The following is a 21,673-nucleotide window of genomic DNA, read 5'->3' as shown; positions in this document are numbered from 1 at the left end:
AAACCGCAAAAGGAGCACTGGCCATGGCCCTGGATACGGAACAGCAGATCGCCCTGCAGAGCTATAACATCACCTCTTTCTGGCGGCAGAAGCCGGTGCGGGAGGCCCTGGCATTCTTGCGCAATTTCCTGTCGCGCTATGGTCTGCTGATTGTCTTTGCGCTCTTTTGGGAGATCGCACCGTCGCTCGGCTGGACCAATCCGGCTGTGTTGCCGCCGCTGGGCGCGATTTTGCGGGCCCTCTGGAACGGCGTTACCGTCGGCACCTTCTCCGGCGACATTCTCATCAGCCTGCAGCGCGCGGGCACAGCCTTTGGCGCGGCAGTCGGCGTCGGCATTCCGCTCGGCCTGTTCATGGGGCATATCCGGATCATCGAGCGCAGCCTCGATCCCATCCTGCAACTGTTCCGCCAGACCTCGGCGCTCGCGCTTTATCCGGTCTTCATCCTGCTGCTCGGTCTCGGCGAAACCTCGAAGATCTTCGTGATCTTCTGGGCGACGCTCTTCCCGATCCTGCTCGCCACCATCGGCGGCGTGAAGCAGGTGGATCCGAAGTTGATCGAGATGGCACGCGTCTATGGCACCAAGCCGCTCACCGTCTTCCGCCGTGTGGTTTTGCCGGCGGCCCTGCCGCAAATCTTCGTGGGCCTTCGACTCAGCGCCACGACCGCACTTCTGCTGCTCATCGCCGCCGAAATGATCGGCGCCAATTCCGGCATCGGCTTTCAGGTGATGAACGCCCAATACAACTTCCAGATTCCATTGATGTTCGCCGCCATCCTTTTGCTCGCCCTCCTCGGTCTGTCGGCGAATTTCATTCTGGAGACCCTGCAGGCCCGGCTCTGCCGCTGGTCCAAGGTCAAGAACTGATCATCCGCATATCTCAGCCCTTCCACTCCAAACTTTCCACGGAGACTAACATGCAGATTTCCCGTCGCTCCTTCGGCCGCATGGCCGCCGCCGCTAGCCTTCTCCTCGCGGGCACGGCTGGCACCGTCTTCGCAGCCGAGCCCGAGCAGGTCACCATTCGCTATCTCGCAAGCCAAGGCGGCCTTTCCGGTCACGAGCTTGCCGAAGCACTCGGCTATTTCAAGGATACGGGCATCACCTTCAAGAATGTCGGCTATGCCCAGGGCGGGCCTGCCTCGCTCTTCGCGCTGGCTTCCGGCGACGTCGAACTCGGCAGCGCGGCGACGGCCGCCGTCCTGAACTCGATTGCTGGCGGCAATGATTTCGTCGCCGCCTATGCGTCGAACGGCATCAACAAGACCACCGAGAGCATTTTCTACACGCTTGAAGGCAACCCGATCAAATCCATCAAGGATCTCGCCGGCAAGACGATCGCTGTCAACACGCTTGGCGCCCACCTCGACTATACCGTACGCGAGGCGCTCCACTCCGTCGGCCTGCCGGAAAACGCCGCCAAGCTCGTGGTCGTGCCCGGCCCGCAGCTGGAACAGGTCCTGCGCTCAAAGCAGGTCGACATTTCGGCTTTCGGCTATTGGCAGAAGACTTTTGAAGGCGCCGCCCTGAAGAACGGCCCCCTTCAGAAGGTTTTCGGTGACACGGATGTTCTCGGCGAAATCGCCGGCGGCTTTGTCGTGCTGCGCCGCGACTGGATCAAGCAGCATCCGGCCGCCGCCAAGACCTTCGTCGAGAAGTCGCAGGCCGCGCTCGAATATGCCCGCCTCCATCCCGAGGAAACGAAAGCTGTCATCGCCAAGGTTCTTGCCTCGCGCAACGAGAACCCTGATATCGCGCAGTATTTCACCGGTTACGGCGTGCGCGAGGGCGGCAAGGCCGTTCCACGCGACTTGCAATTCTGGATCAACATCCTCGCCCGCGGCGGCGTCCTGCAGCCGGGACAGCTGAAGGCCGAGGATATTCTTTACGATCCGGCGAACTTCGCCGTCGCCGCGAATTGAGGAAGCAGACAGATGGCACTCGCTGAACTTGCCACGCGTGGAGAGGTGACGATCCGGAACCTTTCCAAATCCTTCTCGATCAACGGGCGCCATCTCAATGTGCTCCAAGCGGTCAATAACCAGATTCGCGCCGGTGAGAGTCTGGCTATTGTCGGAGCCTCTGGCTCCGGCAAGACGACCCTGCTCAGGGTTCTCGCCGGCCTCGAAGAGGCCGACCGAGGCGAGGTATTGATCGACGGTCAGCCGGTCCATGGTGTGGGCACCGATCGTGCCGTGATCTTTCAGGAGCCACGGCTTCTCCCTTGGCTGAGCGTGCTCGACAACGTCGCCTTTCCGCTGGAAAACCGCGGATTGCGAAAAGCAGAGGCTCGGGATCGCGCCCGACACTACGTGGAACTCGTCGGTCTCGGCGATTTCACCGAGGCGCTGCCGGCCCAGCTCTCGGGAGGCATGGCGCAGCGTGTCGGCATCGCAAGGGCGCTAGCGGTGAAACCGGAAATTCTGCTTCTCGACGAGCCCTTCGGCGCGCTTGATGCCATGACCAAGATCACGATGCAGGAAGAGCTGGCGCGCATCTGGCGGGAGGAAAAGGTCACCATGATCCTGGTAACCCACGATCTCGAGGAGGCCGTCTACCTTGCCGACCGGGTCCTCATTCTCGCCAAGGAGAAAGGCGGCCGCACACGCGAGATCGACATCGACCTGCCACGCCCACGTAACCGGAGCGAGGCGCGTTTCGTCAAGTTCCGCGAGCAACTCTTGAACGAGTTCGGGCTGCACTGACCGCGGGCCTGGAACACAAACAGAAGAACGTTATCCAGCAGATCAGCGACCGTGCGGCGAACGCCGTCCGCCCACGATCGAGGCCGAGGGTCGGGAGGCTGTTCGCGAGATCGTTGCGGCCGGCGGCTGTGTTGGTTTGTTTCCCGGGCCGAGTTTGGACGGGGCCGATGCTTTGTTCCTTTGGAAATCGTGGGGGCCGACGACATGCTTATGGACGAGGCCCTGATCTGTCTCAAGGAGCGAACCGGAGCCAAGCCAGTCAACGCCTTCTTCAAGATCGCGCGGTCGGAGGACCTCGTCAAACATTGATGAAGGCGGGTGCCGGCCGTTCTATTCCGCGACGGCGTCCCTCAACGATCGACAACACCTTATCGCAAACTCCGAAATGCCGCCCTGATCTCTTCGCTGAACAGTTTCGGTTCCTCCCAGGCGGCGAAGTGGCCTCCCTTCGAGGCGCGGTTATAGTAGACCAGCTTGGGATAGGCGCGGGAGAGCCATTCCTTCGGGGGCTTGTAGACCTCGCCGGGGAAAACAGTCACGCCGACGGGCACCTGAATCGCCGTAAGCTTCACGCCTGAGACCGTGTTCTCCCAGTAGATGCGTCCGCTCGAAGGCCCGGTGTTCGTCAGCCAGTAGAGGGTGATGTTGTCGAGGATCATGTCCTTTGTCAGAGCCTTTTCAGGTTCACCGCGCGTGAAGACCCAGTCTGCGATCTTGTCATAGAGCCAGGCAGCTAGGCCGACTGGAGAGTCCGCAATACCGTAACCGACAGTTTCCGGACGCGTATTCATGATGGCGGCGTACCCGAAGCCATTATTCAGAAAATCCCTGGCATCGTCGAAGATCTTCTTCTCGTCGGGAGAAAGAGTCGCGGGGGCCGGGGCGCCGTTCTTGAGCGCCTGGGCAGCGTCCGGCGGAAAGGTGGTGCCCCGCTCGATCCGGTTGACGTGAATGCCGAGTAGGCCTTCCGGTGCCCGCCGGCCAAGGGCATCGGAAATGATCGCGCCCCAGTCACCGCCTTGGGAGACGTAGCTTTTGTAACCTAGACGCTTCATGAGCACGTCCCAAGCGCTCGCGATGCGCTGGGGGTTCCATCCGGTCGTGTTCGGCTTCTCCGAAAAACCGAAGCCCGGGATGGACGGCAGCACGAGGTGGAAGGCGTCTTCGGCCTTGCCTCCGTGCGTCGTTGGATCGGTTAGCGGGCCAATCACATTGAGGAGTTCGAACACTGAGCCCGGCCAACCATGCGTCATGATCAACGGCAGCGCGTTCTCGTGCGGGGAACGCACGTGAATGAAATGAATATCAAGCCCGTCGATGTTCGTCAGGAACTGCGGAAAGGCATTCAGCCTCCTCTCGGCGTTGCGCCAGTCGTAGCCGGTCTGCCAGTATTCGACGAGACCGCGCAGCTTTTCCGGCTGGACGCCTTGGGATCGATCTGTGACGGTCTCACCGTCAGGCCAGCGCGTGGCGGCGAGCCGCCGCCGCAGGTCAATCAATTCCGCTTCAGGAACCTCGGCCTTGAAAGGGCGAATTTCGCCGTTCCAGCCCGGTTTCGCCATTCTGGTTTCTGCCGCTTTCGCAAGCGACGGCAACACCGCGGTCGACAGGGCGATAGCCGTTCCCCCGAACAACAGCGTCCGACGAGAAAGGTCGATGGCTTCTACCTTGGCACTTGCTGTCATGACGTATCCTCCTCCTTTGTCGGACTATTTCACGGTCTCAAGGAGCTTCGCATTCTTGGTGACGATGTATGTCGCCAATTCCGAAGCCTTGCCTTCGCCGACGTTGCGCGCGGAATGGACAACGCCATCGGGGATGAACAGGGTCTCGCCAGCTTTGAGCGTCAGGGCTTCCCTGCCCTCTAGCTTGTATTCGAGTGTCCCTTCGAGAACGTAGGCAACTTCCTCGCCAGGATGTCTATGATTCACTGCGAAAGCGCCGGGATTGAAGTCGACGCGCACCTGGACGACTTCCTTGCCGGCGACGCTGATGTCCTCCTTCACCAGATCGGTCCGCTGAATTTCGGGCTGCTGGGCCTGCGCGGGCTGGTAGATGACGGCGGCAGCGACAAGAGCCGCGGAGACGATAAACCGTGCGTTCATGGATTGCTCCTTCGTTGGCACTAGCAGGCGCAACCAATGCCCCATGCTTCCGAGCCAAAATCGGACCGTTCGGTATCCCGGATATTTCTGATGCCGGTCGCAAATGTATCGGAACCAAGCCAACCGAGGGTCTGGATACAATGCAATACAAAATCGTCCGCCGCAGATTCTGCGTGGCTTGACGATATGTTGCATATGCATCATTATGCCTTACAGGGAATGAGCCCAACGGTCTCTCCTGTACAATATCATCATTCTAGAACAAACATTCTGTTGCGTACGCAACATACAGGCAAATTGGTACGGAACTGGTTGGCGACGGTCTCGCCAAGCTTCCGCAATCACTATCGTCGCCTCCAGAGGCGAGCAACAACACACGAAGGAGCCTTGAAATGTTGAAACACTCGATACCCCTCCTTTCCTCGCTCATGCTGAGCGCGGCATCGGCTGGTTCAGCCGGCGCTTCTCCCAGCAGCATCCATGCCGAGATCGGATACATAGAGGTAGCCCCCGACATCACGCTTCGACGCATGGTCGCCCACAGCGCCGCGCCTAAGGGGACTGTTCTCTTCCTCCACGGATTTCCGGAGACGCTACTCGTCTGGAAGGATATCGCGAACGCACTTGCGCGGGACTACGAAGTCCATGCTATCGATTGGCCAGGCTACGGAATGTCATCGCGACCCGCAGTCGCGACGTTCTCGTATTCGCCACGAGACTATGCCGACATTCTGAGAGCCTACATCAAGTCTGCGCATGTCGATCGCTCAAGGCTGACAATTTACGCGACCGATATCGGATCGCTTCCCGCATTGCTGGCAGCGATTGAGGAACCTGATATCGCCAAGAACATCGTCGTCGGAGACTTCGCTCCGTTCAACAGGCCCGAATACATGTACAAGAGCCTCCAGAACCTCAAGAGCGAGCCGGCGGCATCCAAAACCCGTATCCACATGAACGGGACGAGCGCGGAAATCCTCGCAAACGCCTATCGCCGCGGCCTGCCACCCGAGGAACAGTTCGACCTTCCGGCCGAGGTGCTGAAGGACATGACGGAGGGATGGGGGCACGGCGACATCACGTCCGCTGACGCGTTCTACCAATACTACTCGCACTTCACGCGCGACCAGGACTATCTCGAAGAGCACCTCGGTGAACTCAAGACTCCCGTCAAACTCGTCTGGGGCGAAAAGGACCTCTACATCAAGAAAGAGATGGGAGAGGAATTTGCGCGGCGAACCGGTGCGCCCATGACTGTTTTGCCGGGTATCGGCCACTACCCGCACCTCCAGAAACCTCAGAATACTGTCGCTGAAATACGGGCGGCGAAGTAGCGCCGACGAAGCGTGGTCTGTAAGACAACGGCCCTGCCCGATGAGCGCAAAGGCTATCGTGCAGGACTGGGATCAACGGCGTCGCCGAGGCTTTGCTTCACGTTGAGAAAGTTAAGGAACCGAGGCGCCGAGATCGTCTTCACTTCTGCTCGTCTACTCTCGGAAGACTCTCGGCAACGCCAATGATGGCTTTTGCACCAACATCGCCAACGAGCTGGCTGGCTTTCCGCTGCGCCTCGCGCCAGGCAGGCGCGGCGTCATTGAGGAGCTTTTTTCCAGAATCCGAAATGACGACCGGTCTACTGCGGCCGCCATCCGTCGGAAGCTCTTCGATCCAACCTTCTGCAAGAAGCGGTGCAAGACTGCGGGTCAAGGTCGTCCGATCCTGAAAGTTTGCGCGGCCGATCTCGGCGCGGCTAGCACCACCCAGTTTTGCAATCATGATCAACATCGAGAACTGCGATGCATTGAGGCCGTAGTCACGCAATTCCTGATCATAGATGTTTGTAATCACCCGGGAGATGCGCCTGCTCCTCGTCATCAAGCACCGGGATACGACCTCGCTGACGATATCAGAGTTGGAATCACGTCGATCCATGGCCATCTCGCCCCAGCATTCAATCGGATCTCGTTTTGTAGTGCATATGCAACATTTCGTCAATTGAGCTGCTTTGTCGACATGTCCATTAGACTTTCAGATCGCCAACCTACTCCGGCAGACCCGCTAGTCGTAGGCCTTCGATGTATTTGGCCATGAGCGTCTTATCGAGATAGGGTGCACGCGAACTGTAACGCTCGATCGAGAAGTCAGGATTGACCTTCAGAAGTTCGCGCGCGGCCTGGCGCGCCTCTTCAAGCCGCCCCAGTTGGGCGTAGGTCGCTGCAAGCAGGCGATAGGCGGGCCCAAGCTCGGCCATTTTCTCCAGAAGGGACAGTGCCTCCAAATATTTTCCCGAAAGAAATTTGGCTGCGGCGATATCCCAGAGATACCAGTCGGGGCGGCTCGGATTGAGGCGAACGGCAAGCTCTCCCATCCTAACGGCATCGTCAAGGCGCCCAAGATAACCAAGGGCATCGCAATATTCGGCGAGGAGGTCACAGTTGCTGGGAGCCAGTTCTCGGGCGCGCTCATAGCAGGCTACGGCTCGCTCGGCCTCTCCCCTCCAAAGGTGAACGACGCCAAGAGCCCAGTGGGTATCAGCGTCGATCGGGTTTAGCTTCAGGGCTTTGCTTAGCAGGGCCGATGCGGTCGCAAGCGCGGTATCGATTTCAACGATTTCGTTCCATTTCAGCTTCCGAAGCTCGATCCAGGCCAACCCGATGTAAGGCCGCGGAAACTCCGGATCATCGGCTATCGCGGCGAGATACATTTCCCGCGCAAGTCGCACATCCTCTTGGCTCGAGCCCTGATGAAGATGCCGGCCCCGCAAATACAGATCGTAGGCTTTCAGCGATGTAACAGGCTTGCTCAGGGCGCGTTGACGCTCCGCCTCTTCTATCTTGACGCTCAGCGCGGCCGGTATGGAGCGGGACAGCTCGTCCTGAATGTGAAAGATGTCGATAAGGTCGAAGTCGTATTTTTCCGCCCAGATTCGTTCACCCGAAACATTGATGAGGTTGGCACTCACCCTGACACGATTGCCAAGTCGCCTCACGCTCCCCTCGAGGACGTAGTGCGGGATTGACTCGGCGTGCTGTTGCCCTGAGGGCGGTTGTTGAGCGACAACGATCAGCCTGGAGAACCGCGCCAAACCTGCCGCGACATCTTCTGTTAATCCCGCCGCGAAATAATCCTGGTCTGGATCGCCGCTGAGATTTGAGAACTTCGAAACGTACAGCAATGTTCTGTTCGGCGAAAACTCCGGCCCAAGGCGCGTTCCGACCGACTGCACGGCAGGCTTGGGTGTCGCAATAAACTCAGGATTCGCCCCTTCTGCACCGTCGTCGACGATGATGTTGAAGATGCGAATTGGCCGCTCGATGTTCTTCAGTGCGTGCTCGCCCACATCTTCGAAGCGGATGCCCAGACGCTTGCCTAAGGTGTCGCGCACCGATGCGGATATCGCTATGCCTCCCGGTTTCGCGACATTCTCAATGCGAGCTGCAACGTTCACGCCATCGCCGTAAACATCGTCGTCCTCGAAGATAAGGTCGCCGATATTTATACCGATCCGAAATTCTATCCTGCGATCGCCGGGGACACGCGCATTGCGTTTCTGCATCTCCGATTGGATCTCGATCGCGCACAGGACCGCCTCTTCAGCAGTCTGAAACTCCGTCAGCATCCCATCGCCAACAAGCTTGATTGTATGGCCCTGATACAACGCGATTTTCACGTCCCAAAGTTCGTGTCGGTGCAATTTTAGAGCGGAAAGTGTGCCTTTCTCGTCGATCCCCATCAGTCGACTATAGCCGACCACGTCAGAGGCCATGATGACAGAAAGCCGTTGCTTCATTGTCGCCCACCCCCATCAAGTCAGCCAATGGCCACTCAGATTAGCATATACGCAATGTCGAGACACTTCCTGGCGCGCTCAAGAATTCGTCTTCGCTCGCCCCGTGGCGGACGGTGTCCACTTCGCGCCAGAAGCAGCCTGCGCTATAAGTTACAACCTGGACATGGACCTTGAGGTCTGCACCCACGTCGAATGTTAGTAGCCTCCGTGTCAGGGCGAGTGATACAGAAATTCGAGGTGCCCATATGAAACTCATAACGGGTTGGCTCACCTGCAAGCAGGGAATGCGAGAGGCGTTCCTTGCCGCTATGGAGCCGCATGTTGTGTCCACGCGCGCTGAGCCAGGCTGTGTGTTTTTTGAGTATCATCGGCACAAGGATGAAGACGACGTGGTGGTTCTGATCGAAGGCTTTCGCGATGCGGAGGCACACGAGTTCCATAGGCGAACCCCGCACATGATCGCGATGCAGGCCGATGTGCGGCGGCTCCTGGCAAGATTGAGTTTGATCGAGACGGTCTCGGATGAAGTCGCACGTTATGATCTCGATTTCATCGCAAATCCGCCGGGCCCCTATCGTCCTTAGTCCTGCAGGCAGCTTGCACGTCGATGTGCGTGCTCCCACAGCACCGTTCGCACCCGCCGCTGTCGTTGGCAATCGTAAAACACCCAAGCCTGTTGATGTGCTACATTGTCACCACGTGCTTTTGTGGCGGGAGGGATCGAGAATGCAGCGCAAGCTGGCCACGATCATGGTCGGAGATTTCGTCGGCTCCACCCCTGCGATGGAAACGGACGAGGAAGGAGCGATCACCCGGATTGACGCTGTCCTCGACACTGTTCGCATGGTCATCCAGCGCCATGATGGCCGCGTCTTCGGCACCGCGGGCGATGCCCTGCTCGCCGAGTTCGGCAGCCCAGTCAATGCGCTTAGGGCCGCCATCGAGGCGCGCGCCGAGATCGCTGCCCTTCCTGGCTCGAGTGGCGGCGACATGCGTTTCGGCCTGCATGTCGCGGATGTCGTCGTCGTGGGCTCGGACTTGCGCGGCGATGGCGTGAACATAGCCGCGCGAATTGAGGCGTCTGCGCCACCTGGCGCAATCGAGGTTTCGGGGGTGCTTTACGACCAGGTCCGTCGGGTCTCGCCTTGTGGATTTGAAGACATCGGCGAACGTCGACTGAAAGGAATTTTCGAGCCGATACGGATTTACCGGGTTACTGAACTGGTGGACCGCCACCTCTATCAGTTCGCTCCAACACGATCCTCTCCCAATGCTGCACAGCCTCCCCGGACAAACTCGATCGCCGTGGCGCGGTTCGACATTGCGCCCGGCGCCATTGCGGATCAATCCTTCCTGGCGGACGGCATCACCGACGACCTGACTCTTGAACTGAGCCGGCTGAAGGGGTTGTTTGTCAGTTCCCGTTCGGCCGCGACCGCACTGACGACCAAAGACCCGGTCGAGATCGGCCGCCTTCTCGGCGTCGGCTACGTCGTCAGCGGCTCGATCCGGCAAGCGGGCGACGACCTCAGGGTCAACATCTCGCTGACGGAAACCGGAGAGGGTCTCGTCATCTGGTCCGATCGCATAACGCGTCCGTTTCGCGAACTGCTTGATGTCATGGATGAAATCATCGCGCGTGTCGCAGCAACCGTGTCCGGACGGGTCGAGCAGTCGGAACTTGCGGCCGCGCGGCTAAAGCGCCCGGAGAACATGACGGCCTATGAGTATTACCTACGGGGACTGGACCATCATCGCTTGGTTGGCGTTTCGGACACCCACATACACGAAGCCATGACCTGGTTCGAGCGGTCAATGACCGCTGATCCCGGTTTCGGCCGCCCCTTCGCCATGCACGTCTGCTCGTGGAGCAACTTGCCAAGCTTTGACCTTCATGAGGCCGAAAAGCAGGTTGCGCATGCGCTTGCACTCGACCCGACCGACCCGGAAGCCCATCGCATCATGGGCGCGATCAAGATGAAATCGGGCGACTTCGCCTCGGCGCGTTACCATCACATACGCGCCAAGGAACTCGCTCCGAACGACGCCTATATTCTCGGCCGCAGCGCCGCGTTCTATGTCTATGTCGGAGAGGCTGAGCACGCCCTTGGAATGCTTGATCGTGCCGAGACACTCGATCCCTTTCTGCCGGTCTGGATCACTGAAGAGCGGGTGGCGGCCCTCTACGCGCTGGACCGCTTCGAAGACATGATGCGCGTCGCCCTGACACTACCGTTTCAGACCAGGCGGACGTTGCTTTATCAGATCGCGGCTAGCATGGCCTGCGGCAACAGCGGAAAGGCTGAACTCTTGGTTCGGCAAGCGCTTTCCCTCGATCCGGGCCTGTCTGCGATATACATCCGGATGCAGGAGACCTATGCCGACGAGTCCGTCACCGAAGCCCTGATCGAGCGGAACTGCGATGCCGGCCTGCCGCCAAAGCCGCGGAAGCCTACACCCCGCAAGAAATCAACTTTGCTGAGATGACGAACGGCCGATCAGCCACCCACGCGGCGCAGAACAGGTGGCGTCACGGAGCTTCACCTGGCTCAGCATGGAGCGCGGAAGCCCGGCCGCCCCGCACTGGACCGGCAGAGCCGCCACGGTCGATCACTACTTAATCTGGCGCCCCTACTCTCCAGCCTGCCTGAGGGGCGTGAAGCCGATCTGCATGCGCTGCGGATTTTCCTGGCGGAGCGTGCGCAGCATCTCCTCATACTCCCGTTCGGCTTCTGCCGTGACCGACGGTCGAACCTCCTGCAGGGCCATGGCGAAATTCTCCTTTGTCACCGTCGACGCAGTCAGAGACTGACGCAGTGCAATCAGCCCTGCTCGCCGTGTCAGGTCTTCGAGATCTGCCCCTGTAAACCGCTCCGTCTTGTCGGCGAGTTCATCGAGATCAACATCGTCGGCGAGCGGCATCTTCTTCGTATGGATGCCAAGGATCTTCCGCCGCGCTTTTGCATCCGGCACGGGAACATAGACCAGTTCGTCAAAGCGCCCCGGTCGCAGCAGTGCCGGATCGAGCAAATTCGGCCGATTGGTCGCTGCCATCACGACGACGCCCTGCATGTCTTCCAACCCATCCATTTCGGCCAGTAGCGTGTTGACGACCCGCTCGGTCACCGCCGGCTCACCCAGCCCGCCGCCGCGGACGGGGGCCAGCGAGTCGATTTCATCGATGAAGATGACGGTCGGGGCAACCTGTCGTGCGCGTTCGAAGAGCCGCGAAACCTGCTGCTCGGACTCGCCGTACCATTTCGAAAGCAGATCGGACGATTTGGTTGCCACGAAGTTCGCTTCGGCTTCGCGCGCCACGGCCTTTGCCAACAGTGTCTTCCCGGTCCCAGGAGGTCCAAACAAGAGAAATCCCTTTGCAGGGCGAATGCCCATCTGCCTAAAGGACTGCGGTGACCTGAGCGGCAGTTCCACCCCTTCCTTCAGTCTCATCTGCGCTTCGTCCAAACCTCCGACATCGTCCCAACGGACGTTCGGCGCCTGGATCATGATTTCGCGCAACGCGGAAGGTTGAATGCGCTTCATGGCGGACGTGAAATCGTCCTGAGAGACCGTGAGCTTTTCAAGGATCTCGGTTGGGATACCCTGCTTCAGATTGATATCGGGAAGAACACGGCGCAGCGCATCCATCGCCGCTTCGCGAACCAACGCACCGAGATCCGCTCCGACAAAGCCGTAGGTCGTCCTCGCGATCTCATCGAGATCGGTGTTCTCGGCGAGTGGCATGCCCCTGGTGTGGATCGCGAGCACCTCGCGCCGGCCGCGCTGGTCCGGTACGCCAATGACGATTTCGCGGTCGAAACGCCCGGGACGGCGGAGCGCCTCGTCAATCGCGTCTCGCCTGTTCGTCGCGCCGATGACAACAATATTCTGCCTCGGCTCCAGCCCATCCATAAGGGTTAGCAACTGGGCGACAATTCGCCGTTCGACTTCTCCGGTCACCTGCTCGCGCTTTGGCGCGATGGAGTCGATTTCGTCGATGAAGATGATTGATGGCGCATTCTGCGAGGCTTCCTGAAAGACCTGCCGCAAACGTTCCTCGGACTCCCCGTAGCGGCTGCCCATGATCTCGGGACCGGCGATGTGGTAGAAGTTGGCTTCCGTCTCATTGGCGACAGCACGGGCCAACAGCGTCTTGCCGGTGCCCGGGGGGCCATAGAGAAGCACGCCCTTTGGCGGTTCGATGCCGAGGCGCTGAAACAACTCGGGATGGCGCAGTGGCAGCTCCACCATCTCGCGGACTTGCTCGACAGAGGTGCCGAGTCCGCCGATATCGTCGTACGTTACGTCAGCTCGGCGTGCTTCCTTCGGTTCCTCAAACTGCGAACGCAATTCGACAACCGTCTGCTCGTTCATCTGGACGATGCCTCTCGGCTGTGTCGAGACAACGACGAGCCTGATTTCCTGCAGACCGTAGGCGGGAAGATCGAGTACGCTCCGTAGCAGCGGGTCCGCAGCGCGGGGATCTCTTACGCGTTGCTGGACTGAGGTCGATACAACGTCGCCGGCCACCATTGGGCGGTGAAGAAACGTGCGCTGCAAAGCTTCACCCGGTCCCTGCAACACCAGGTTCTTCTGCGCCGGCGCGAGGACAACCTTCGTCGCCGGCCTGACCTCCGCCTTGCGAACTTCGATATGGTCGCCGCTTGTTGCGCCTGCATTTACGCGCTGAAGGCCGTCGAGCCTGATCAGGTTCAGGCCCTCATCATCGGAATAGGGCCCCATCGCGATCGCGGCCGTATGCCGCTTGCCGATGAGCTCAATAAGCTCGCCTTCTCGTACGCCGAGCTTGGTCATCGCCTTCGTGGAGACGCGGGCGATGCTCGCTCCCGTATCCTGCGGTGGCATATTGGCAACCTGCAGCGTGAGGATCTGATCGTCGGGGACAGACATGATACCTCCAAAATCGCTTGTGATGAAACGCTGCGCTGACAGCTAGAGAGCTTACGGAAAAGACAAGCGGTTTTCATGCGAACACGTAAAAAGACTTGCGCTTCCTTGCCGCCGACACGACGGATCCGCCTACTGATATTCGAAACGCGTGATGGAGCGAATTATACAGAGGTATAGGTGAGCGACCGTTTCACGGTTGGACAAAGTGCTCCAGTGGTCCACCGGTTGAGCCTCGGTGGAAAGCCGCAAAACTCGGAAGCTTCACAATCCCCTCGAGTTTTACGCAGCCTTCGCCCCCAGGCAGCCATCCAAGCTCTCCCCAAGCCCGTTATTCCGCCAGGCTATCGACGAATGCGCGGATGCCGCCGACTACTACAGTGGTTTAGCGGACCGGACTGACCGTCGAACAGGTGCGGACCCGTATGGACACAAAAAGGGCCGGCTGGGATAGCCGACCCTTCTTTACTGTCAGGTTTACGCTGAGTTAGAGGCCGTTGTCCTTCATGATCTGGCCTGCATTTTCCTTTGTCACCTTGAGCGTCGGCAAGACGACATTCTTTTCGACTTTTTCTCCGCCGAGATACTTGATCGCCTGACGCAGGCCTTCCGCGCCCGGCGTTGCATAGAGGAAGGTCGCACTGAGTTCACCATTGTTCACCCAGGTCACGCCTTCTCCGGGAAGCGCATCGATGCCGATGAACTTGATGTCCTTCTCACGTCCGGCATCCTTGGCAGCGAGGTAGGCGCCATAGGCCATCGGATCGTTGTGGCCATAGACGAGGTCGATCTTCTCATTGTTGCGGAGCGCGGTGGCCATGATGTTGTAGGCCTGGTCCTGCTTCCAGTCGCCCGACTGCTGGTCGAGCAGGTTCTTGATGCCCGGCTCCTTGTCGGTAAATTCGTGGAAGCCGTCGTGCCGGTCGTGTGCCGGCTGGGTTCCCATGCCGCCCCAGATCTCGACGACATTGCCCTGCGCCTTACCGGGCCCGCCGAGAAGTTCAACGGCATATTCCCCCGCAGCCCGACCGATCAGCTTGTTGTCGCCGCCGACGAACTGGACGTACTTGTCGGTTTCGACGTTGCGATCCAAGACGAAGACCGGAATCTTGGCGTCGATCGCCTGCTGGACGACGCCGGTGAGGCCAGCGGATTCCTTCGGCGAGATCAGCAGCGCATTGACTTCCTGGCGGATCAGGTTTTCGACATCCGCAACCTGCTTTTCAGTCTTGTCCTCACCGTCGGTGATGATCAGCTCGACTTCGGGATGCTTTGCGGCTTCCGCGATGATGTCCTTGTTGAACTGCGCCCGCCAGGGCTCGATCGTGGTCGCCTGGGAGAACCCGATGCGCCACTTCTTGTCTTGCGCCAGCGCGCCATGCGTAGCGAAAAGGGATGTAGTGGTGAAAAGCGCGGTAGTGACGACCGCGAACTTCAACATGTCACGACGTTTCATTTCCGTTTCCTCCAGTGTTGAGAGACATGGTCTCCTTGCGCGGACGCTCCTCCCCGGACGCCTCCGATCTCGCGGGCCGCGGCAGTGTCAGCCGCAACCGCGCCAGAATATCGCGGGCATTGCGCTCCTGAACGAGCACGGTGCCGATGATGATCAGTCCCTTCAGCACCAGCTGAAGGTTGGAATTGATGTTGTGGAGCTGCAGGATATTCGACAGCAGCCCGAAGATCAGCACGCCGCAGAAGGTGCCGGCAAGGCTGCCGCGTCCCCCCATCAGGCTCGTGCCGCCGATGACCACCGCGGCGATGGCGTCGAGCTCCAGCCCAGCCCCGGCATCGGGCTTGCCCTGGCGATACTGCGCAACGTAGAGGATCGCGGCGATGCCCGCGAGCAGGCCGGAGACGGCATAGGTGACGATCTTGACCCGTCCGCTGTCGATGCCTGAAAGCCGCGCCGCCTCCTCGTTGCCGCCGATCGCATAAACGAAGCGGCCGAACGGAGTGAACTTCAGCACGACCGCATAAATCGCAATCGCCGCAATGAAAAAGATACCGGGCATGGGAATGATGCCGAAGACCAGCGAGCGGAGGATATCGAAATCGGCCGTGGCGTTCGACCCGGTATAAACCGGCAGGACCGCATTGTTCTGACCCGCCGTCAGCCGAGCGATGCCGAGCGCAGTCACCATCATCGCCAGGGTGACGATGAAGGGCTGCAGGCGGCCGACGACGATGATGATGCCGTTGATGGCGCCAAACAGAAGGCCGACGGCCGGTACGACGAGCAGCACGCCGAGCACACCGAACTTGGTTTCGCTCTGCGGCACGATATAGAAGAGCAGCACGGTGCAGAGGGCGATACCGACCAGCGCCGGGACATAGATGCCCCGCGTGCGGTCGAGCGTCAGGTCGCGGCTATGGCTGAAGCCAGTGCGGCTCTTTTCAAGATTGGAGAAGATGAACCGGGTCACGGCGGCCCCGATGACGAGGGCGGCAAGCAGCACCGACGGCACGCCGAGCAGGAAGGCGGGTGTGTCCCCCGGAACCGTCAACAACATGGCACAGACGACGCTGCAGATTGCCATCAACGAACCGACCGACAGGTCGATGCCGCCGGTGATGATGACGGCCGTCATGCCGGTCGCGATAAGCCCCGTCGTCGAGACCTGACGCAGCACGTCGAGCAGGTTGCCGCTGGAAAGAAATATGTTCCTGCCCGACGACGTCACCGGCGACCAGGCGACACCGATCAGGAAAATCGCGATCAGGCCCCAGTACAGTTTCGTGCGGGAAACAAGCTTTATCACATTCATGCGGATGCCTTCTCCTGCCTGTTGCCGGATCGCGGTGCCGCCAATTGCATGATCCGCTCCTCCGTCGCGATCGCGCGGTTCAGGATACCGGTCTGGTGTCCTTCGGACATGACGAGGATGCGGTCGGAAAGATGCAGGAGTTCCGGCATTTCCGAACTCACGACGACGATCGACATACCCGCTTCGGCCAGGCGGAAGATCAGGTCGTAGATGTCGCTCTTTGCCCCCACATCGATGCCGCGGGTCGGCTCGTCGAGCAGCAAGATGCGCGGCGTCGTGGCGAGGCACTTGCCGATCACGACCTTCTGCTGGTTTCCGCCGGAAAGCGTTGCCGCGACCTGTTCAATGCCCGAGGCCCGAATACCCAACGTCTTGATGGCGTCGGCGGCAACCGCCGCTTCCGCCGCAAAGTCGCGCAGGCCGAAGCGCGCCATTCGGCTGACGAGCGGTAGCGCGACATTCTCCGTGATCGTATCGTGCAGGTGAAGTCCCTGCATCTTGCGGTCCTCAGTGACGAAGGCAATGCCCAGTCGGCGCGCGTCCGTCGGCGAGCGGATCGTGACCGGCTGCCCGTCGATCAGAATCTCACCGCCGGCCTCCCCGTTGCTGGCGCCCGTTATCGCCTGCAGGATCTCGGTACGCCCGGCCCCGAGCAGGCCGCCGATGCCAAGGACTTCACCTGAGGCGACCTCGAAATTGACGCCGGTCAGGACCTGCTTCCAGCCGTGCCGGTTGGCCACGGACAATGACAGATTTCTCACCGACAGGACTGCACCGCCAACGGCGGTCGCTTCGTGCCTGATGGTTTCGGCACGGCTGAGATTGCGGCCAACCATGCCGGCGATGACCATGTCTTCATCGATCTCCGACTTCGGCCTGGTCCAGACGTGCCGGCCGTCCCGGAACACCGTGACGCGATCGCTGAGTTGCATTACCTCGTCGATCCGGTGCGAGATGTAGATGATGCCCACCCCTTCCGATGCGAGCTGGCGCATGATCGTGAAAAGCCGCTTGCATTCATTCGGTGACAGCGCCGATGTCGGCTCGTCCATGATGAGCATCCGGGCGTCGAGCGACAGCGCCTTTGCGATCTCGACCAGCTGCTGTTCGCCGATCCTGAGCGACGACACCCGTGCTTCGGGATCAAGATCGATGCCGAGCCGCGTGAGCAGGGTCCGGGCGGCATTCATGCTTTTTCGGCGATCGACAAACAACCCGGCGATCAAGGGCTCCCTGCCTAGGAAGATATTGTCGGCAATCGACAGCTCAGGGACGAGATTGAGTTCCTGGTGGATGATGGCGACACCGGCAACCTCTGCGTCGCGCACCGTCGCGAAGTGAACCGGAGCCTGGTCGATGATGACGGCGCCATCATAGTCGGCGTAGACACCGGACAGGATTTTCATCAGGGTCGATTTGCCGGCGCCGTTCTCGCCCATCAGCGAGTGGATCTCACCGGCGAACAGATCAAATTTCACATGATTGAGCGCGGCAATTCCGCCAAACGACTTCGAGACGTCGACCGCTTCCAGCACAGGCGCGGTGGACGAAGGTGGCGCGTCGGCGCGCGAAGACAAATGGCCCACTTCTTCCTGCATGACAATGACGGCCTCCCTTCCATCTTTGTCTCGCGGCTGTAAGCGACAGTAGAAGCTAATCTAAACGTTTCGAATCTGTCAAGAGATCAGTCGCCCTCCAACGCTTTGATCTTGCTAAGAACTTGCCATTTTCGTAACATGTTGGACAACGCATCGATCTAAACGTTTTGAATTATGGACCGGATTTCTTCCAAAAGACGAAAATCCCAGCCGACCATGCTAGACGTCGCTGCGACGGCAGGCGTCTCGGTTGCCACGGTCTCGGCGGTCGTCAATGGTACCGCGCCGGTCAGTTCCGAACTGCGTGGCAGAATCGAAAATGCGATTGCGGCCATCGGCTATAAACGCAACGCCATTGCCCGAAGCCTGAAGACGGGCGCCACCAAGACGATCGGGCTCGTCATCGCCGATATCACCAACCCGTTCTTCACGGATGTCGTCGCCGTCATCCAGGATGTGCTGCATCGCGCCGGTTACGCTGTGATGCTCTGCTGCACAGACGAAGATCCGGTGCAACAGGAGGAGCAGATTTCGCTTCTCCTGGACAGGATGGTGGACGGCCTGATCATTGCGCCGGCTGGCGACGACCATGCGCTTGAGCGCGTCCTCCAGCGCGCCGGTATCCCGACCGTACTGATCGATCGCATCAGCCACGGCATCGCGGCGGATGCCGTCGTCCTCGACAACCAGCGCGCGGTACAAGACGCGATCGACTATCTTGTCGGCCTCGGCCATCGCCGGATCGGCTACATCTCGGGTTCGCTTGATACCTCCACCGGCCTCGGCCGGCTGGCCGGCTATCGCGGCGCGCTTGACAATGCCGGCATTCCCCAGGACGACGCATTGGTGCGCATCGGAAACTTTCGCGAGAAAGACGCCTATAATGCCGCCATGCAGTTGCTCGTGATGCCGGAACGGCCGAGCGCCATTTTCTCGGCAAACAACCTGATGGTCATCGGCGTGATGAAGGCGATCCGGGACATGGGGCTGCGTTGTCCCGATGACATCTCGGTGTCGAGCTTCGACGATTTTCCCTGGGCGGATGTTTTCCAGCCGAACCTGACGACCATCGCCCAGCCGGTACAGGCCATCGGTGAACACGCAGCCCAGCTCATTCTCGACCGCCTTGCCAATCGCTCCGACCGCCCTCCCCGGCAGATCGTACTTTCGGGCCGCTTGACGATCCGCTCGTCCTGCCGGCCTTTCTCTGCAGCTGACGGAGGTTAAAGATTTGCGCGAGATGGGCGGACGAGCGGAGCTCCCGACGGGCCTCGTTCTAGCTCTGCATCAGTTGCTCGCCCGCTTCTCTACTCGTCACCAGCCCATCGGCGCCGCGCAATAGGCTTCCCGGCCGGCGACCCAGGTGCGCCGAACCACGGGGGCGCCGCCCTCTGGCCAATCGACCAATATGAGGTCCGCCCGCTTTCCGACTTCGATCACGCCGCGATCGAAGAGCCCCGACGCACGCGCCGGATTGCCGGATACGAGCGGCCAGAGCGCGTGGACCGGTGCCACGCCATCGGCCTTGAGCCTGGCCAGGCCAAGCAGCATCGCAGGATAATAATAGTCCGAGGCGAGAATATCGCAGAGACCCTCGCGAATCATATCGGCGGCACCGATCGAAACAATGTGGCTACCGCCGCGCGTGGCGTTCGGCGCGCCAAAGACGATGAAGTCACCAGCCTCACGGGCGGCCCGCGCCACCCGCTTGTTCGTCGGGAACTCACTGATCCGTGCGCCACGGACGCGGAAGAAGTCGCGCGTTTCAATCTGGCTATCGTCATGCGACAGCATCGGTGCGCCGGCGGCCTGGCCGAGGGTCGCCACCTCTTCAATCGCGGCTGGTACTTGCGGACGGCGATCCCACATGTTCCTGACGAGCGCGACCATGTCAGACACCGGGATCTTGGCCCGCTTGGCGCGTTCCGCCATCTTCTCCGCGAACGCAGGCGTTTCGGGGTCGACTGCCGGGAAGGCCGGATCGAGGTCAAACGGCCGCTCCTGCAACGGTATCGAGGGATGCAGCATTGCCATTGATGTGTGGTCGTTGAAGGCAATCGACGGCAGGCGCGGTCCGGCGAGCGCCTCGCGAATAAGCTCGATCGCCTCGAAGCAGAAGGTTTCCCAACGGAGCTGGACACGATTGTCCACCGTCAGACGCGGGCCGAGTGCGTCGAGAGCGCGGACGACGGCGTAACCGTTTTCCACAGATCGAAGCCCCGGCTCCCAGCTCAGCGTCAGGGCGTGGTAGGCAGTCGCTATCCCATTGGCGGCAAGCTGACGGTCTGTTTCGAGCAGCGCAGGAGCGACGGGGAGCATCGTCCCCGGCCGCGGCATGATCTGCCGCTCGAAGGCATCGCCATGAATGTCCACAAAAGCCGGAGCGAGGAGAGAGCCGCGTCCATCCACAATGTCCGCTCCGTCGCGTGCACCGTCGACCGCCATGATCCGGCCGTCTTCGATGCGCACGGAAGCGGGCTCCAGACGGTCGCCAAAAATGACGGTCGCGCCCTCGATAATCACTGCCGAATTGTTCTGCATTGGTGTCATTCCACGAAAAGGAGAGTGCAGCAGCCCCGTTTCATCGGAGGCCTGAGTGCCACGCCGCTTCGAACCAGCCGATATGACAGATTTGAGAATGTCGCTGTGCACAGGCATACGTTGACTGACACGGTAGCGCAGGTCCCCAGCGGTGTAATCCGTCCACAGTGGAGGTGCGTTGCATGTGGCGCGATGGCCAACCTCCGCCAGTCCGTTCTGGCGATTTCTCCGTCTACAACCGTATCGTTAGTTGCGAAACGATAGTACCTTGCGTGGTGGGCACAAATGCCTTGGACCAGACGGGAGACGACAAGTATGTACAACCATATTCTCATTTCTACCGATGGATCGGAAGTAGCGCAGAAGGGTGTCGATCATGGGCTGTCGCTTGCAAGCAGCCTCAAGGCCCGCGTGACGATAATCATGGCAACAGAGCGGTTCCCTGTCTACGCGCATGCCGGGATTGCCGGCGCCTATATTCCCGGGCCGACAGAGATGGCCCAGTATGAAGCCGGTCAAAAGGAAACAGCCGAGAGAGTGCTGGCTGGGGTCAAGAGAGCAGCAGAAAAGCTCGGCGTGCAGGCGAACACTGTCCATATCCCGCAGGCTTATCCGGCCGAAGCGATTGTTGAGGAGGCCAAGGCTCTCGACTGCGATTTGATCGTCATGGCATCACACGGCCGTAGGGGTTTAAGAAAGCTGGTGCTCGGGAGCCAGACATCGGAAGTCCTCGCGAGCAGCCCGGTGCCTGTCTTGGTGGTCCGGTAAGTCGTCACTTCTGGGAAGCGGTGTCCCGCGGGGCCTGCGCCGAAACCGACCAGCGCGGCTGGCTCCAAATCTCGGTCATCGGCGAGCGAAATCGGGGACGGCACCGCGTCTGAGGTTGCGGAGCCGAGCTCGACACGGAGTCCAAAAAGAGAAAGCTCCTCGGCGCTTGCGCGGACGTTATGTATCCGATGTATAAGTATATTCGCTCGCTTCAGGAAGACGCCGAGCTAGATCGCCTGGGAAGCGCTCGCTTTTCGGCGAGCCATAGATTGTCCGACCACGGGCGATTTGGTTGCGGGGGCAGGATTTGAACCTGCGGCCTTCAGGTTATGAGCCTGACGAGCTACCGGGCTGCTCCACCCCGCGCCAAGTGCAAAACCCTTTGGGTTTTGTCACGGTGCGTAAACTGCGAAGCAGTTTACGCTACTGCCCGAGCAAATTGCCGAAGGCGATTTGTCTCGTGTAAGGGACGCACTGCATGTTTCCGG

Annotated in this window: 17 protein-coding genes, 1 tRNA gene and 1 pseudogene; 9 read left to right on the top strand and 10 right to left on the bottom strand. The window is 60.1% G+C overall.

The features are described 5' to 3' along the window. Positions 1 to 23 precede the first annotated feature (23 nt). The 4 genes and pseudogenes from AF71_RS16840 to AF71_RS31340 all read left to right on the top strand — a co-directional run. Positions 24 to 869 (top strand): ABC transporter permease, encoded by an 846-nt coding sequence (locus AF71_RS16840; RefSeq protein WP_018857260.1) that lies wholly within the window; start codon positions 24 to 26, stop codon positions 867 to 869. Positions 870 to 919: 50 nt separating this feature from the next. Then, the gene (locus AF71_RS16835; RefSeq protein ID WP_169682237.1) at positions 920 to 1,924 is read left to right on the top strand and encodes an ABC transporter substrate-binding protein; all 1,005 of its coding nucleotides are present in this window, start codon (positions 920 to 922) and stop codon (positions 1,922 to 1,924) included. Positions 1,925 to 1,936: 12 nt separating this feature from the next. After that, complete coding sequence (locus tag AF71_RS16830; RefSeq protein ID WP_018857258.1) at positions 1,937 to 2,707, top strand: ABC transporter ATP-binding protein; 771 nt, start codon at positions 1,937 to 1,939, stop codon at positions 2,705 to 2,707. Between the two features lie 70 nt (positions 2,708 to 2,777). Then, positions 2,778 to 3,016, top strand: a pseudogene (locus tag AF71_RS31340) (LysR family transcriptional regulator); the annotation flags it as partial. A 59-nt stretch (positions 3,017 to 3,075) separates the two neighbouring features. Here the strand turns inward: AF71_RS31340 and AF71_RS16825 are convergent. Both AF71_RS16825 and AF71_RS16820 read right to left on the bottom strand, forming a co-directional pair. Beyond that, a complete protein-coding gene (locus AF71_RS16825; protein ID WP_169682235.1) occupies positions 3,076 to 4,392 on the bottom strand; it encodes an epoxide hydrolase family protein in 1,317 nt (438 codons plus the stop codon). A gap of 24 nt (positions 4,393 to 4,416) precedes the next feature. Next, positions 4,417 to 4,812 carry a cupin domain-containing protein gene (locus AF71_RS16820; RefSeq protein ID WP_018857255.1) on the bottom strand — a complete coding sequence of 132 codons (396 nt, stop codon included), beginning with the start codon at positions 4,810 to 4,812 and terminating at the stop codon, positions 4,417 to 4,419. Positions 4,813 to 5,204: 392 nt separating this feature from the next. On the opposite strand from AF71_RS16820, the gene AF71_RS16815 reads away from it, so the two are divergent. Then, a complete protein-coding gene (locus AF71_RS16815) occupies positions 5,205 to 6,146 on the top strand; it encodes an alpha/beta hydrolase (RefSeq protein WP_018857254.1) in 942 nt (313 codons plus the stop codon). A gap of 139 nt (positions 6,147 to 6,285) precedes the next feature. Here AF71_RS16815 and AF71_RS16810 read toward each other — a convergent pair whose 3' ends face one another. Both AF71_RS16810 and AF71_RS16805 read right to left on the bottom strand, forming a co-directional pair. Further along, positions 6,286 to 6,744, bottom strand: coding sequence for a MarR family transcriptional regulator (locus AF71_RS16810; protein ID WP_246733717.1), 459 nt, complete (start codon positions 6,742 to 6,744; stop codon positions 6,286 to 6,288). A 109-nt stretch (positions 6,745 to 6,853) separates the two neighbouring features. Further along, entirely contained in the window at positions 6,854 to 8,602 is a 1,749-nt protein-coding gene (locus tag AF71_RS16805) for a tetratricopeptide repeat protein (RefSeq protein WP_169682231.1), read from the bottom strand. Positions 8,603 to 8,847: 245 nt separating this feature from the next. Between AF71_RS16805 and AF71_RS16800 the strand changes: the two genes are divergently transcribed. Beyond that, on the top strand, positions 8,848 to 9,186 hold the full coding sequence (locus AF71_RS16800; RefSeq protein ID WP_018857251.1) for a putative quinol monooxygenase: 339 nt from the start codon (positions 8,848 to 8,850) through the stop codon (positions 9,184 to 9,186). A 142-nt stretch (positions 9,187 to 9,328) separates the two neighbouring features. Further along, entirely contained in the window at positions 9,329 to 11,089 is a 1,761-nt protein-coding gene (locus AF71_RS16795) for an adenylate/guanylate cyclase domain-containing protein (protein ID WP_018857250.1), read from the top strand. 144 nt (positions 11,090 to 11,233) lie between these two features. On the opposite strand, the gene AF71_RS16790 is transcribed toward AF71_RS16795, so the two are convergent. The 4 genes from AF71_RS16790 to AF71_RS16775 form a co-directional block, all read right to left on the bottom strand. Then, positions 11,234 to 13,513, bottom strand: a complete 2,280-nt coding sequence (locus tag AF71_RS16790; protein ID WP_018857249.1) for a CDC48 family AAA ATPase — start codon at positions 13,511 to 13,513, stop codon at positions 11,234 to 11,236. Positions 13,514 to 13,997: 484 nt separating this feature from the next. Next, positions 13,998 to 14,966 carry a substrate-binding domain-containing protein gene (locus AF71_RS16785; RefSeq protein WP_018113584.1) on the bottom strand — a complete coding sequence of 323 codons (969 nt, stop codon included), beginning with the start codon at positions 14,964 to 14,966 and terminating at the stop codon, positions 13,998 to 14,000. Then, the gene (locus tag AF71_RS16780) at positions 14,953 to 16,278 is read right to left on the bottom strand and encodes an ABC transporter permease (protein ID WP_018857248.1); all 1,326 of its coding nucleotides are present in this window, start codon (positions 16,276 to 16,278) and stop codon (positions 14,953 to 14,955) included. The genes AF71_RS16785 and AF71_RS16780 overlap by 14 nt, the downstream gene beginning before the upstream one ends. Then, on the bottom strand, positions 16,275 to 17,876 hold the full coding sequence (locus tag AF71_RS16775) for a sugar ABC transporter ATP-binding protein (RefSeq protein ID WP_169682229.1): 1,602 nt from the start codon (positions 17,874 to 17,876) through the stop codon (positions 16,275 to 16,277). The genes AF71_RS16780 and AF71_RS16775 overlap by 4 nt, the downstream gene beginning before the upstream one ends. 216 nt (positions 17,877 to 18,092) lie before the next feature. Here AF71_RS16775 and AF71_RS16770 point away from each other — a divergent pair, with 216 nt between their 5' ends. After that, complete coding sequence (locus AF71_RS16770) at positions 18,093 to 19,103, top strand: LacI family DNA-binding transcriptional regulator (RefSeq protein WP_018113060.1); 1,011 nt, start codon at positions 18,093 to 18,095, stop codon at positions 19,101 to 19,103. Positions 19,104 to 19,190: 87 nt separating this feature from the next. Here AF71_RS16770 and AF71_RS16765 read toward each other — a convergent pair whose 3' ends face one another. Then, entirely contained in the window at positions 19,191 to 20,417 is a 1,227-nt protein-coding gene (locus tag AF71_RS16765) for an alpha-D-ribose 1-methylphosphonate 5-triphosphate diphosphatase (protein WP_018857246.1), read from the bottom strand. Positions 20,418 to 20,732: 315 nt separating this feature from the next. Between AF71_RS16765 and AF71_RS16760 the strand changes: the two genes are divergently transcribed. After that, positions 20,733 to 21,185, top strand: coding sequence for a universal stress protein (locus AF71_RS16760; protein ID WP_025660092.1), 453 nt, complete (start codon positions 20,733 to 20,735; stop codon positions 21,183 to 21,185). A 289-nt stretch (positions 21,186 to 21,474) separates the two neighbouring features. Here the strand turns inward: AF71_RS16760 and AF71_RS16755 are convergent. After that, positions 21,475 to 21,551 (bottom strand) — tRNA-Met (locus tag AF71_RS16755). Positions 21,552 to 21,673: the final 122 nt, after the last annotated feature.

Source organism: Rhizobium sp. 57MFTsu3.2 (assembly GCF_012932765.1).
GTDB classification, from domain to species: domain Bacteria; phylum Pseudomonadota; class Alphaproteobacteria; order Rhizobiales; family Rhizobiaceae; genus Rhizobium; species Rhizobium altiplani.
The sequence above is the reverse complement of the archived record's forward strand: the minus strand, read 5'-3'. Positions and strand labels throughout refer to the sequence as shown.